This window comes from Asanoa ferruginea (genome assembly GCF_003387075.1).
Classification (GTDB): Bacteria; Actinomycetota; Actinomycetes; order Mycobacteriales; family Micromonosporaceae; genus Asanoa; species Asanoa ferruginea.
The window spans coordinates 5,880,007-5,893,360 of sequence record NZ_QUMQ01000001.1 but is presented as its reverse complement, the minus strand read 5'-3'; the positions used below and the strand labels follow the sequence as shown (position 1 = coordinate 5,893,360).

General features: G+C 72.1%; 13 protein-coding genes. 9 read left to right on the top strand and 4 right to left on the bottom strand.

Annotation, left to right across the window (positions count from 1 at the left end; translation table 11 throughout):
- The first annotated feature begins 22 nt into the window (after window positions 1-22).
- Together DFJ67_RS27595 and DFJ67_RS27590 are read left to right on the top strand one after the other, a co-directional pair.
- A complete protein-coding gene (locus DFJ67_RS27595) occupies window positions 23-919 on the top strand; it encodes an ABC transporter permease (protein ID WP_116070694.1) in 897 nt (298 codons plus the stop codon).
- Entirely contained in the window at window positions 912-1,718 is an 807-nt protein-coding gene (locus tag DFJ67_RS27590) for an ABC transporter ATP-binding protein (protein ID WP_116070693.1), read from the top strand. The genes DFJ67_RS27595 and DFJ67_RS27590 overlap by 8 nt, the downstream gene beginning before the upstream one ends.
- Here the strand turns inward: DFJ67_RS27590 and DFJ67_RS27585 are convergent.
- Complete coding sequence (locus DFJ67_RS27585) at window positions 1,715-2,272, bottom strand: TetR/AcrR family transcriptional regulator (RefSeq protein WP_116076706.1); 558 nt, start codon at window positions 2,270-2,272, stop codon at window positions 1,715-1,717. The genes DFJ67_RS27590 and DFJ67_RS27585 overlap by 4 nt on opposite strands.
- Before the next feature lie 74 nt (window positions 2,273-2,346).
- Here DFJ67_RS27585 and DFJ67_RS27580 point away from each other — a divergent pair, with 74 nt between their 5' ends.
- Together DFJ67_RS27580 and DFJ67_RS27575 are read left to right on the top strand one after the other, a co-directional pair.
- Window positions 2,347-3,336, top strand: coding sequence for an alpha/beta hydrolase (locus DFJ67_RS27580; protein ID WP_116070692.1), 990 nt, complete (start codon window positions 2,347-2,349; stop codon window positions 3,334-3,336).
- Between the two features lie 59 nt (window positions 3,337-3,395).
- Window positions 3,396-4,412: a uroporphyrinogen decarboxylase family protein gene (locus DFJ67_RS27575; protein ID WP_116076704.1), complete on the top strand. Its 1,017-nt coding sequence runs from the start codon at window positions 3,396-3,398 to the stop codon at window positions 4,410-4,412.
- Here DFJ67_RS27575 and DFJ67_RS27570 read toward each other — a convergent pair.
- Together DFJ67_RS27570 and DFJ67_RS27565 are read right to left on the bottom strand one after the other, a co-directional pair.
- Window positions 4,380-6,848, bottom strand: a complete 2,469-nt coding sequence (locus tag DFJ67_RS27570) for an ATP-binding protein (protein ID WP_116070691.1) — start codon at window positions 6,846-6,848, stop codon at window positions 4,380-4,382. The genes DFJ67_RS27575 and DFJ67_RS27570 overlap by 33 nt on opposite strands.
- Before the next feature lie 46 nt (window positions 6,849-6,894).
- A complete protein-coding gene (locus tag DFJ67_RS27565; RefSeq protein WP_116070690.1) occupies window positions 6,895-7,596 on the bottom strand; it encodes an SMI1/KNR4 family protein in 702 nt (233 codons plus the stop codon).
- Window positions 7,597-7,650: 54 nt separating this feature from the next.
- On the opposite strand from DFJ67_RS27565, the gene DFJ67_RS44420 reads away from it, so the two are divergent.
- From DFJ67_RS44420 to DFJ67_RS27550, 3 genes are read left to right on the top strand one after another with little or no spacing between them, the layout of a single operon-like run.
- The gene (locus DFJ67_RS44420) at window positions 7,651-9,726 is read left to right on the top strand and encodes a TPM domain-containing protein (RefSeq protein ID WP_275407666.1); all 2,076 of its coding nucleotides are present in this window, start codon (window positions 7,651-7,653) and stop codon (window positions 9,724-9,726) included.
- 19 nt (window positions 9,727-9,745) lie between these two features.
- Window positions 9,746-10,357 carry a helix-turn-helix transcriptional regulator gene (locus tag DFJ67_RS27555; protein ID WP_116076701.1) on the top strand — a complete coding sequence of 204 codons (612 nt, stop codon included), beginning with the start codon at window positions 9,746-9,748 and terminating at the stop codon, window positions 10,355-10,357.
- 21 nt (window positions 10,358-10,378) lie between these two features.
- Window positions 10,379-10,840: a DUF3291 domain-containing protein gene (locus DFJ67_RS27550; protein WP_116070689.1), complete on the top strand. Its 462-nt coding sequence runs from the start codon at window positions 10,379-10,381 to the stop codon at window positions 10,838-10,840.
- Here the strand turns inward: DFJ67_RS27550 and DFJ67_RS27545 are convergent.
- Window positions 10,837-11,865, bottom strand: coding sequence for a lactonase family protein (locus DFJ67_RS27545; protein WP_116070688.1), 1,029 nt, complete (start codon window positions 11,863-11,865; stop codon window positions 10,837-10,839). The genes DFJ67_RS27550 and DFJ67_RS27545 overlap by 4 nt on opposite strands.
- A gap of 124 nt (window positions 11,866-11,989) precedes the next feature.
- Between DFJ67_RS27545 and DFJ67_RS27540 the strand changes: the two genes are divergently transcribed.
- Both DFJ67_RS27540 and DFJ67_RS27535 read left to right on the top strand, forming a co-directional pair.
- Complete coding sequence (locus DFJ67_RS27540) at window positions 11,990-12,250, top strand: hypothetical protein (RefSeq protein ID WP_116070687.1); 261 nt, start codon at window positions 11,990-11,992, stop codon at window positions 12,248-12,250.
- 186 nt (window positions 12,251-12,436) lie between these two features.
- The gene (locus DFJ67_RS27535) at window positions 12,437-13,354 is read left to right on the top strand and encodes a M15 family metallopeptidase (RefSeq protein WP_116070686.1); all 918 of its coding nucleotides are present in this window, start codon (window positions 12,437-12,439) and stop codon (window positions 13,352-13,354) included.

Sequence of the window (13,354 nt, the reverse complement as noted above, 5' to 3'; positions counted from 1 at the left end):
ATGACCACGTGGAGTGACCAGCATGGCCGATACCGCAGTCACCGAGCCGGGCTCGGATCTGCAGCTGCGGCAGTTGGCCGCCCGTCACGGGCTCAAAGTCGCCGGATCCCGCCCCAGCCTGGGCGTATACACCCGACAACTCTGGCAATACCGAAACTTCATCACGGAGTACGCGAACGCCAAGCTCGTCGCCGCGTTCAGCACCGCTCGGCTGGGCCAGCTCTGGCAGGTGCTCACGCCGCTGGCCAACGCGGGCGTCTACTACCTGATCTTCGGCGTGGTGCTCAACACCCGCAGCCAGGTCGACAACTTCATCGCCTACCTGTGCACGGGCCTGTTCGTCTTCACCTTCACGCAGACGGTCGTCCAGCAGGGCACCCAGTCGATCGTCGCGAACCTCGGCCTCATCCGGGCGCTGCACTTCCCGCGCGCCGTGCTGCCGATCTCGGTGATGCTGACCCAGTTCCAGAGCCTCATCGCGGCGATGGTCGTGCTGATCGGCATCGTGCTGGTCAGTGGCGAGCCGATCACGATCGAGTGGCTGCTGCTCATCCCGACGCTGCTGCTCCAGTCGGTGTTCAACGCCGGCCTGGCCCTGGCGATGGCCCGGCTGGGCGCCAAGCTCACCGACCTCAAGCAGGTCATGCCGTTCGTCATGCGCACCTGGATGTATGGCTCGGGCGTGCTCTACAGCGTCGCGAACTTCGAGGACCACCTGTCGCCGCTGGCGTCGAACATCATCGAGGCCAATCCCCTGCTGGTCTACATCGAGCTGGCCCGGCACGCCCTGATGGAAGACGTCCCGCTCGCCTCGCCGGTGGGGCAGCTCTGGGCGTACGCCATCGGTTGGACCGTGGTGATCGGGATCGGCGGCTACATCTACTTTTGGCGCGGAGAGCAGGAGTACGGCCGTGGCTGAGGCAGAACTGAACGGGCGCACCCAGACCGCGCCGACCGACCGGCACCCGACCGTCGTGGTCGACAACGTGCACATCGTCTACCGGGTGCACGGCTCGGGCGGCGCCGCGGCCAGCCCGGTCGCCGGCCTGCGCCGGATCCTCACCGGCACCCGCTCGCCGATGATCCGCGAAGTGCACGCGGTCAAGGGCGTCAGCTTCGTGGCGTACGAGGGCGAGGCGGTCGGCCTCATCGGCAGCAACGGTTCCGGCAAGTCGACCATGCTGCGGGCGATCGCCGGCCTGCTGCCGCCGCACAGCGGCGCGGTCTACACCTCCGGCCAGCCGTCGCTGCTGGGCGTCAACGCGGCCCTGTTCAACGACCTGTCGGGCGAGCGCAACGCCCTCCTCGGCTGCCTCGCCATGGGGATGAGCCGCGCGGAGGCTCGCCGGCTGGTGCCCGGCATCATCGACTATTCCGGCATCAACGAGCGCGGCGACTTCGCCTCGCTGCCGATGCGCACCTACTCCTCCGGCATGGGTGCCCGGCTGCGCTTCGCCATCGCGTCCGCCAAGAGCCACGAGGTGCTGCTCATCGACGAGGCGCTGGCGACCGGTGACGCCAAGTTCCGCAAGCGCAGCGAGGATCGGGTCAAGCAGATGCGCGAGGAGGCCGGCACGGTCTTCCTCGTCAGCCACCAGATCAGCACGATCCGGGAGACCTGCGAGCGCACGATCTGGCTCGAGTCCGGTGTGATCCGCGGCGACGGCCCGACGGAAGAGGTCGTCGAGGAATACGAGAAGTTCTCCAAGGCGCGCTAGAGCATTCGGAGCACCATCTCGACCAGCGCGTCGACGTCGGATTCGGCCATCGGCGCGCCGGTCATGCCCATCCGGTGCAGCAGGGTGCCTACGATGACGTCGATGAAGAACAGCACCCGCTGCTCCGGCTCGCCGAGCGCCTCCTGGAGCGCGACCCGGTAAGGGTCCTGGAACTGCGTCGACAGGATCTCGCGTAGGGCGGGATCGTTGATGGCGTCGGTGAACACGCCCGCGAAGGCGGCGCCGACCCCGGGCTCGGCGACCTTCGCGGCCCCCCAGCGCACCGCCGACGACAGGATCTCCTGCCGGCTGGCGCCCTCGACCGGCACCGGCCCGAACGCGTCCAGCAGGCACGCGGCGATCAGCGCGCCCTTCGACGGCCAGCGGCGATAGAGCGTGGTCTTCGCGACCCCGGCCGCGGCGGCGATCCGATCGACGGTGGCATGCGTGTAGCCCAGCTCGTCGACCGTGCGCAGCGTGGCCGCGAAGACGGTGGCGTCGACGCTGGAGCGGGGCCGGCCGGGCGGCCGGGCGGGTGCGGTTGCTCGAGCCATGGTCACACGATAACCAATTGTGCTACCTTCGGTATCGATACTTCCAGTAGCGAAATGTCGACCGAGGAGGAGCCATGACCATTTCCACGGGTACGCGGCAGCAGCCACCGCTGGGCATCCGGCTGCTGTCCGCCCTGCGCAAGGAGCCCGACTGGCTGACGATGCCGCCCGAGGCGCTGACCGCCTTCCGCGACGCGGAGAACCGCCGGCGCTCGTCCCCGTTGATGCGGATCGTCACGGGGTTCCCCAACCGCGGCACCACGATCGCCTGGCAGGAGGTGGCGCTGCCCGACCGGACGCTCCGGGTCCGGGTCTACCGTCCGTCGCCGGCCCGCGCCGGTTCGGCCGCCCTGCCGCTGGTGCTGCACGTGCACGGCGGCGGCTTCGTCGGCACGGCGGCGCAGAGCGACTGGATCAACAGCCACCTCGCCGGCCGCCTACCGGCCGTGGTGGTCTCGGTCGAGCACCGCCTGGTGGCACCGGGCCTCCCACTGTCGGCGGCGATCGACGACGGCTGGGACGTGCTGGGCCAGGTCGTGCGGGACCCGGCACGGTGGGGCATCGATCCGGCCCGGGTCGCCGTCTTCGGCGAGAGCGCCGGCTCGATCGTGACCGCGCTGGCCGCCATCCGGGCCCGCGACGCCGGCCTGGCCCTGCGGGCCCAGGTGCTGGTCAACCCGTGCGTCGACCTGACCTCGACGGCGCTGGACTATCCGTCGATGGCCGAGCACGGCGACAGCCCGACGCTCACCGTGACGCAGATGAAGCTGTTCCAACGGCTGGCCGCTCCCGAGGGCACCGACCCGCGCGCGGTCTCCCCGCTCTACGCCGACGACCTGAGCGGCCTGCCCCCGGCGCTGGTGGTCGTGCCGACCCTCGACCCGGTGGCCGACCACGGCCGCACCTACGCCGGGCGGCTGCGCGACGCCGGCACGACCGTCTCCCTCACCGAGCACCCCGGCGCGGGCCACGCGTTCCTCAGCATGCCGGGCATGGTGCCCACCCAGGCCAAGGCCGCGAAGGCGGCGATCGTCGACTTCCTGCGGGCCCGCCTGGCCCGCTGACGTGGTGCCGGGCGGAAAATGCGCGCATCATGGTCTCCGCCGAACTGGAGGACGATGCCATGTTGTTCCCGACTACGCTCGTGGGCAGCTTTCCCCAGCCCGAGTGGCTGATCGACCGCGCCAAGCTCGCCGGCCGGTTCCCGCCGCGGGTGCGGGCCAAGGAACTGTGGCGGCCCGCGCCGGAGCACCTCGCCCGCGCGCAGGATGACGCGACGCTGCTCGCGATCCGGGCGCAGGAAGACGCCGGCCTCGACATCCTGACCGACGGCGAGATCAGGCGGGAGAGCTACTCCAACCACTTCGCGACCGCTCTGATCGGGCTCGACCTCGACAATCCCGGCGAGGCGCTCGACCGCAGCGGTCATCCGAATCCGGTGCCCCGCGTGGTCGGTGACGTCAGCCGGCCGCGGCCCGTGCAGGTGGCCGACCTGCGCTTCCTGCGCGAACACACCAAGGGCACTATCAAGATCACCGTGCCCGGCCCGTTCACGATGTCGCAGCAGGCGCAGGACGACCACTACGGAAACCCGGAAGACCTCGCCTATGCCTACGCCGACGCCGTCAACGCCGAGGTGCACGACCTGTTCGCGGCCGGGGCCGACATCGTCCAGCTCGACGAGCCCTACCTTCAGGCCCGACCCGAACCCGCCCGGGCCTACGGCGTGAAGGCCATCAACCGCGCCCTGGCCGGCGCGACCGGCACCACGGCGGTGCACCTCTGTTTCGGCTACGCCGCGATCATCCACGAGCGTCCGTCGGGCTATTCGTTCCTGCCGGAACTCGCCGACTGTAGCTGCGACCAGGTCTCGATCGAAACGGCCCAGTCCAATCTCGACACGTCGGTGCTGAAACACCTGACCGGCAAGACCATCATGCTGGGCGTGATCGACCTGTCCGACCACGCGGTCGAGTCGGTCGACACGGTCGTCGACCGGGTCCGCCGGGCGCTGCCCCACGTCGCGCCGGAGAAGGTCGTGATCGCCACCGACTGCGGGATGAAATACATCCCCTGGGAGTCGGCGGTCGGCAAGATGCGCGCGATGTCAGGCGCCGCCGAGGTGCTGCGCCGCGGCTAGCGCGTCGTCGATGGTGAGGCCGCGACCCGCGTCGAGGTCGGCGGCCAGCAGCGCACCGAGCCGTTCGGTGGTGCGGCGCTCCAGGTCGGCCGCCGAGGGCCACGGCGCCAGGCCGATGGTTTCGCGGGCAGCCGCGGTCGCGCCGACGAGGCGGGCGGCGAGGTGGCTGTCTCCACTGTCGAGCGCCAGCGCGCCCAGTTGGGCGAGGCACCGGGTCAGGCCGTCGAGGTGGTCGATACCGCGATAGCCGGCGACCGCCTTCGCCAGGTGGGAGCGCGCCGCGGCGCGGTCGCCGAGCAGCATGGCGTCGACGGCCAGGTCGTAGTGTGCCTCGGCGCGCAGGTTCTCGTCGTTGAGCGCGTCGGCGATCGCCAGGGCCTCGTCGTGGTGGTCCCGCGCCCGGTCGGCCTCGCCTTCGACGCTCAGCAGCAGGCCGTAGTGGGAGAGCACGTAGCCGGACACCAGCGGGTCGTCGGCCGCGCGCGCCACCGCGAGCGCCTCCTCGAAGGTCGCCCTGGCCCCGCCGTGCGGGCCGGACGGCGCGACGATCGCGCGGGCCGAGACCAGCAGCGCCAGCCGCACCGGCGGCTCGATCCGGCGCGCGGTGGGCAGCACCTCGTCGAGCAGCGCGCCGGCCTCGTCGAAGGCGCCGTCGTTGAGCAGCCGGCTGGCCGCCAGCCAGTGGAGGGCCAACCGGTCGCTGTCCGTACGCAGAAGGCTTTCTGGCAGGGCTTGGATCCGGCGCCACAGTTCTGAGGGTTGCCGCAGGTGCCCGCGGGCCAGCAGCCACACCCAGACGTCGCCGAGGGCGCGCAGGAGCGGTCCCGACGGCTGGCCCGCCTGGCCGACCCAGTCGAGCACGGCCTGGAGGTTGGGTTGCTCGCTGTCGAGCCGCCGCAGCACCAGTTCCTGCGAGCCGAGCCTGGTGTCGGCGGCCGCCAGCACCGCGAGCACATGCCGGTGGAGGCGGCCGAGCACGGCCTGCGGGTCGTCGAGCCGGGCGGCGGCGAAGCGGCGGATCGGGTCGAGGAGCTGGAACCCGCGCTGACCGTCGGGCCGCTCCCCCGGGCCGACCATGCTGGCGTCCAGCAGGCGCGACAACTCCTGGACCACGTCGACGGATTCGGTTCCGCAGACCGCAACCGCGTCGTCGACCGTGAATGGCGCGACGAACACCGACAGCCGCGCCAGCAGCTCGCGCGCCGCGGGCGGCAGCAGGTCGTAGCTCCACGAGATCGTGCGGGTCAGGGTCTGCTGCCGATCGGGCAGGTCGGCCAACGCGCCAGGCTGATCCAGACGCGCGTCGAGATCCGCGAGGAGCTGGTCGGGGGTCAGCAGGCGCAGCCAGGCCGCCGCCAGTTCCAGTGCGAGCGGCAGGCCACCGAGCCGGCGGCACAGTTCGGCCAGTGCCGGCGTGTTCTGGTCGGTCAGCTCGAACCCGCCCTGGACGTCGCGGATGCGGTCGACCAGCAGCCGCAGCGCCGGCGGCACCTCCAGCGCGTCGACCCGGATTTCCCGCTCCCCGCGCAACCGCAGCGCCACCCGACTCGTGGCCAGGATCTGCAACCGCGGTGCCTGGCGTACGAGGTCGGCCACCACCGGTGCCGCGTCCAGCACCTGCTCGAGGTTGTCGAGGACGAGCAGCATCCGCCGGCCGGACAGCGCGCGGCGCAGCGCGTCCACCGGCCGCTCGTTGCCCTGCCCGACCACGCCGAGCGCGGACGCGATCGCATCGGGCACCAGCCGGCCGTCTGTGGTCGACGAGAGGTCGACGAACGCGACGCCGTCGGGCCAGCGGCCGGCGGTGCGCTCCATCGCGGCCAGGGCCAACCGCGTCTTGCCGATGCCGCCGGTGCCCGTCAGCACCACCAGCCGGTGGTCCGACTCCAACTCGCCGACGATCCGGGCCAGCTCGGCCTCGCGTCCGACGAGGGCGGTGGCCGGTTCGGTGGGCACGGCGGCGCGCTCCCGGCGCGGCTCGTCGAACCGTTCCGCGAGCAGCGTCGCCAGGTCGGTCAGGATCAGCGCGCGGAGCTCGGCCGCCCCGCTGAAATACTTGTAGGACGACTGGCCATCCGCCTTGATCCGCTCCAGCATCCGGCGCAGGGCCGGGTCGCGGTCGGGCGCCGGTGACGTGACGTAGAGCAGCCGCGGCAGGCTCGCCGCCCGCTCGAACTCGTCTTCGAGGCCGGAGACGGTCATTCCCGGACCGACCCATCCGTAGCTGTCGGCGTAGATGCCCACGAAGACATCCGAGCGGGCCAGGTAGGAGCGGTAGACCGCCTGCGCCGGATGTGGCCGCGCGCCGGACTCGAACATCACCGGGGCCAGCAGCAACTGCTCGATCGCCGAGCGGGCCGCGCCGCGCTCGGCGGCCAGCTCGACCAGGGTCGACGACACGAACACCCGCAGCCGGTGGTCGGGCGTCCTGATCATGCGTTGTTCCTGATCCACCGGGCCCAACGCTACTCCGGCGGCTCCCTCAGCCGTGTGGATCCAGCGCCGGCACGTCGCGGAGCCAGGCCGGTCGGGTGCGCCAGGCGTCCGTCGGCACGCTGCCCCATTCGCAGGCCGGTCCGAGACCGTCTTCGATCATCAGGGTCGAGCCGGCCGGATCGGTCGCGAACCGTTCGAGGTCGTCGGCGTAGCGACCCAGCAGGCGCGTCCAGGACGGCGCGAGCACGGCCCACGACGCGCATTCGACGTCGACCCGCACCACTTGGCCGGGCGTCCCGCCCGGTGGCGGATCGAGGTCGAGGAACCACCAGACGTCGCCGTTCATGTCGCCGACCACCACCGCGGCGGTCGCACCGACGATCGGCCGCACCGGGCCACTCAGGCCCAGATTGCCGCGGTCGATCTGGTGTGCCCAGACCCGAGGATCGTCGAAGATCGGGTCGGCGGCGTAGTTGTCGCGCCACATCCGCGTCGTCTCGACGAGCCCGTCGGTGTCATAGAGATAGTCCAACGGCACCGGGCTGGGAGTGCCCCACCCTGTTCCATTGTGGATCGTCAAGCTGCGCCGGAAGTCCGGCGGCAGCGACACACCCAACGCGGCCTCCACCGCATCGATCGCCGCCGCGTCGGCCGGGGGCGAGAGGTGCTCCCGCGACGCCGGCAGCACCAGCCCCAGACCGGCCTCGACCCGCTTCCACGCGACATCCACGCTCTCGTCGTCCGCCACGACGGGAGTTTACGCATCACCGCTGGCAGCCGATCCAGGGATTAGCCTGGCCTGGTGCCGACGCAACGCCCGCGGCGGGCTGCCGCTGCCCTGGTCACGCTGGTCGTGGCCGTCCTGACGGTGCTGCTCGCCGCACCCGGGCCAGCCCACGCCGACAATCCGTTCCGCCTCAACCAGCAGCTCACCGATCGCTCCGATGTGCTCGGGGCGCGGGCGGGCGAGGCCAACGCCGCGTTGCAGCGGCTGCGGGCCGGCACCGGGCTCCAGCTCTTCGTGGTCTTCGTGCACACCTTCAGCGGCACCAACGCGCAGCAGTGGACCGAAGACACGGCCGCGCGCAGCGGGCTCGGCGATCGCGACGGGCTGTTGGCGGTGGCCACCCATGACCGGGAGTTCGCCTACTCCTTTCCCCGGAACTTCCCGCTCACCGACGCCCAACTCGCCAACGTCGCGGCGATCGCGATCGAGCCGCCACTGGCCCAGAACGACTGGGCCGGCGCGGTCGTCGGCGCTTCCAACGGCTACGCGGCCGCGCTGGCCGGTCAACCGGTGCCGGCGCCCGCGATCCAGCCCGGCCAGCCCGACCCGGACTCCGGCGGTGGCGTCAGCGGCGGCGCCCTGGTCGGTGTGCTGGTGGCGGCGGCCGCCGTCGTGGTCCTCGGCATCGTCGCGTTCGCACTGCTCCGGAGCCGGCGCCGGCGCGGGCCTGCGGCGACGACCGCGGCCACGGGCCCGTCGACCGCCCAGTTGCAGGACCGGGCCAACACCCTGCTGATCGAACTCGACAACGAGTTGCGCTCCAGCGAGCAGGAACTGGCGATCGCACAGGGCCAATACGGCACCGAGGCCACCGCCCCGTTCACCGCCGCGCTGGACAACGCGCGCGCCGAGGTGGCGGAGGCCTTCCGCCTGCGGATGACGCTCGACGAGCAGGCCGGCGACGAGCCGGCGACCCGGGCCACCCTCGGCGAGATCATCCGGCGCTGCGAGGCGGCCGACCAGCGTCTCGACGCGGAGTCCGACGGCTTCGACCGGCTCCGCGAGATCGAGGCGAAGGTGCCGGAGCTGTCGGCCGCCCTCGGCCAGCGCGCGACGGCGCTCCAGGCCCGCCAGCCCGCCGCGGAGGCCGCCGTGGCCGACCTGGGCCGCCGCTACACCGGGCCGGCGATCGCGACCGTGGCCGGCAACCCGACGCAGGCCCGGGAACGGCTCGGCTTCGCGACCACCGCGCTGGCCCGTGCCGACGCGGCCGCCGCCGCCGGCAAGCGACCCGAGGCGGCCCTGGCCATCCGGGCCGCCGAGGAAGCACTCCGGCAGGCCGAGACGCTGCTGGACGGCGTCGACCGGGCCGGCACCGACCTCGCCGCCGCCCGGACCGCCGCCGACGCGCTGCTGGCCGAGATCGACGCGGAGGTCGCCGCCGCGCGCGCCGCGCCCCAGGACCCGGACGGCGCCCTGGCCGCCGCGGCCGAGGCGGGCACCACCGCGGCGGCCGCCGTCCGGGCGGGCCTGGGCGCGCAGACGGGTCCGTCGGGCGACCTGCGCCGGTTGCAGGAGGCCGACGCGCAGCTCGACCGGGCGTTGGCCACGTCACGCGAACAGTCCGAGCGGGTCGCCAGGGCACGAGCGCAGCTCACCCAGGCCCTGCCGGTCGCCCGCGCGGAGGTCGCCGCGGCCGACCAGTACCTGACCACCCGCCGGGCCGCGGTGGGCATGCAGCCGCGCACGATGCTGGCCGAAGCACACCGGCAACTCGCCCGCGCCGAGGCGCTGGCCGCCGACGACCCGATGGCCGCGCTCGCGGCGGTCCAGGAGGCCAGCCGGCTGGCCAGCACGGCCAGCCAGGCCTCCTACGCCGAGGTCGACAACTGGCAGCCCGGCTATTGGGGACAGCCCCGGTATGGCGGAGGCGGCGGGGACATGATGATCGGCGCCCTGCTCGGCGGCATCCTCGCCGGCGGGGGTCGCTCGCGCCGTTCCCGCTGGGGCGGCGGCTGGGGTGGCGGCGGTGGCTTTGGGGGCGGCGCCGGTTGGGGCGGCGGTTTCGGCGGCAGCGCGAGCCGGGGTCGCCGGTCCGGTGGCGGCGGCTTCGGCGGCGGCGGCCGGCGCGGCGGGGGCGGCCGGTTCTGAAAGCGGTAGCGTCGACAGCATGTCGCTGGAGGCCATCGGGGCGCTGCGGGAGCCCGCCCGCCGGGCGGTCTACGACTATGTCGTCGCGCAGCCGGAGCCGGTGAGCCGCAACGAGGTGGCCGAGGCGGTGGCCATCGGGCGCACCCTGGCGGCCTTCCATCTCGACAAGCTCGCCGAGGCGGGGCTGTTGGAGACGGCTTTCGCGGCGCGCACCGGTGGACCCGGTGCGGGCCGCCCGGCCAAGCTCTACCGCCGGTCGTCGGCCGAGCACGCGGTGACCCTGCCGCCGCGCGACTACCGGCTACTGGCCGAGGTGCTGGCGAGCGCGGTCGAACGGTCCGGTGTGGAGCCGGCGGCCTACGCGGCGGCCCGCGAGCGGGGCGCCAAGCTCGCCGGCGGCGACCCGGTCGCCCGCCTCCAGGAGCTGGGCTACGAGCCGTTCGAGGATCCTGATCGGACCATCCGGTTGCGCAACTGCCCGTTCGACGCGCTCGCGCAGGCCCACCCACCCTTGGTCTGCGGTCTCAACCTGGCCCTGGTCGAAGGCCTGGCCGGCGAACGAGACGTGCGCCTCGACCCGGGCCCGACCGGCTGCTGCGTCGCCATCGGTTCTAAAAACAAAAAGCGTTGACATAGACGGTACGCTCGGCGCATGGCCGAGCATCACCTCGCGCAGCTGAACATCGCCCGCCTGCGCGCCCCGATCGACAGCCCCGAACTCGCCGACTTCGTCGCGCTGCTCCCCGAGATCAACGGTTTGGCCGAGCGCTCCCCTGGCTACGTCTGGCGGCTCCAGGACGAGTCCGGCGACGCCACCGCGCTGCGTCCCTTCGAGCCGGACGTGATCGTCAACCTGACGGTGTGGCAGTCGGTCGACTCGCTGCGCGGCTTCGTCTACCGCACCGCCCACCTGGAGCCGATGCGCCGCCGCCGCGACTGGTTCGTGCCGGCCGACGAGGCCTACCTGGTGCTGTGGTGGATCCCGGCCGGCGACCTGCCGACCATCGCCGAGGCCGCCGACCGCCTCGACCTGCTGCGCCGCACGGGCCCGTCACCGGAGGCATTCACCTTGCGTGAGCCTTTCCCCGCCGAACCGTCCACTTCGGGCTCTTAGGCCGCCGCGAGGCCGGCAACCGTCGTCGGAAGGCCGCCCCAGGAGCCGATCGCCGACAGGGAGCCCGCGGCGCCGACGGACCAGCCGAAGATCTGGCGGGAGTCGGCGTCGAGTGCGTAGAGGAAGCGCCCATCGGGGGTGAGGTCCTCGTCGCGCAGGCCCGTGTGGCCCTCGATGCCGACGCCGGCGGCCGGGTCGTCGAGGGTGAGGCTGCCGTCGTCGCCGATCGTGTAGCGGGAGATGCCACTGTCGGCGAAGTTGGTCGTGTAGAGGTAGCGGTTGTCGTCGGAGACGACGGCCCAGCAGATCTCGCTGCGTCCGTTGCGGACCGACGTCGACACCGGCGTCACGTCGACGCCCCGGGTCGCGTACGACGAGGTCGCGGCCTTGCCCTTCGCCGCTTCGAACGCCTCGACGACCAGCAGCGTGCCGTCGTCGGTGAACGCGAAACCATAGGGCGTCTGGCCCGACGAGGAGCGGGTGTGCGGGTCGCCGAGTTGGCCGTCGGAGCCCACCGGGTAGCTGACGATCGCGTTCGCCACCCGCTCGGTGATCATCAGCGCGGAGCCGTCGGGGCTGAAGCCGACCTGGGCCGGGTCGGAGCCCGCCTCCAGCGGGCGGGTCGACCCGCTCAGCGGCTCCAGGCCGGTGACCGTCGTCCGGAAGCCGCACACCGACGGGTCACCGGTGTTGAGCACGTAGACCAGCCCGTCGTGCTCGGCCACGCTCTTCGGTGCTGCGCCGACCGAGGTCGTACCCATCGCGATTGGTCCTTCGCCGTCGACCGCGAACAGTGAGACGTCGCCGCTGCCCGCGTTGGTGACCAGCACGCCCTGGCCGTCGCCGGTCATCGTCACGGAGCCCTGCGACGCCAGATGCGCGAGGCCGTCGCCCGCCCCGCCGGTCGCGACGGGGCCCGGTCCCGACAGCGCGCCGTTCGGACTCGTCCGGAAGACCAGAAGCTGGTTGCCGTCACGCTCATTGCTCTGGACGTAGACGGCGGTGGGCGCCGCATCAGTGCGCATGGCCGATCTCCCCCGACAGATGGCTAAAGGATCGCCATACCCGCCGTGGGGCACCCCAACCACCTATCCGCGAAAGCATGACAAACGCGGTACGCTCCCCCGAGTTGTCCGAAAGGGGATAAAAGTGGCCACTTACCTGATCACGCACGAGGTCGACGACGTCGAGGCGTGGAAGGCTTCGCCCAAGCGCGACGAGGTCTTCGGGCGGATGGGTATCGCCATCCGCACGTTCTCCGACCCGTCGGGCTCCAACCGCGTCGCGCTGATCGCCGAGATTCCCGACCTGGCCGCGTTCCAGAAGTTCATGCAGAGTGACGAAGCGGCGGCGGCGATGAAGCACGACGGGGTCCACCCCGACACCCTGCTGATGCTCCGCGAGAGTTAGCCGCCCCCACCGGCTGTGACCAGGACCATCGTGAAGGTGCGCTAGTCCCTTAGCGCACCTTTTCTTGTGCCGGTAATCGACGTCCCGTCCGCTTCGGCGGCCTCCCGTCGTCCCGCCGCGCGCCGGCCCGGGCTGAACCCCTGCCTAATATCGGTGTGCATTCGGCGGAGGTGAATGGTTTTGAGGATGCCGCGCGGCGCCCGGGCGTTGGCCCTGCTGATCCTGGTCGCCTGTTTCGGCTACGCGCTGGCCGCCTGTTCCGGTGTGCCGGCGGGTCGAGGAAGCGCGGCCGTATTCGTCACACCGTCAGCGTCTCCCGCTCCGGCGCCGTCGGCGTCGGCGTCGCCCGCTCCGGTGCCGTCGGCCTCGTTGGCGACGCACCAGCCGACGGTCAACAGCGCCACGGCCGCACCCGCATGGCTCGGGACCCGGGTGCTCAAGCCCGGGCCGAACGGCGTGATCGCGGCCCGGGCCACCCCACCCGAGCTGCGCGACCGATCGATCATCACCGTCGACGACCTGCCACCGCCGGCCGACGGCCGCTTCCACGCGACGTCCAAGCCGGTCCCGGCCAGCGTGCTGGCCCGGTCGAGCTGGACCGAGGACTGCCCGGTGCCCTCGACCGACCTGCGCTATGTCACGGTCAGCTTCCGCGGCTTCGACAGGCACGCCCACACCGGCGAACTCCTCGTCAACAAGAAGGCGGCCACCGGCCTCATCTCCGTGTTCCGCCAGCTCTTCGCCGCCAACTTCCCGATCGAGCGGATGCGGATCTCCAGCGCCGCTGAGCTCAACGGCCCACCGACCGGCGACGGCAACACCACCGAGGCGTTCGCCTGCCGGCCGGTCCGGGGCCAGACCTCGTGGTCGCAGCACGCGTATGGGCTCGCGGTCGACATCAACCCGTTCCAGAACCCCTACCACAAGGGCAAGACGGTGTTGCCCGAGCTGGCCACCGCCTACCTCGACCGCACCTCGACGTGGCCCGGGATCGTGAAGCCGGGTGGCCCGGTCGTGCGGGCGTTCCACTCGATCGGCTGGAAGTGGGGCGGCGACTACCAGTCGCTCAAGGACTTTATGCACTTCTCCGCCAACGGCGGCTGA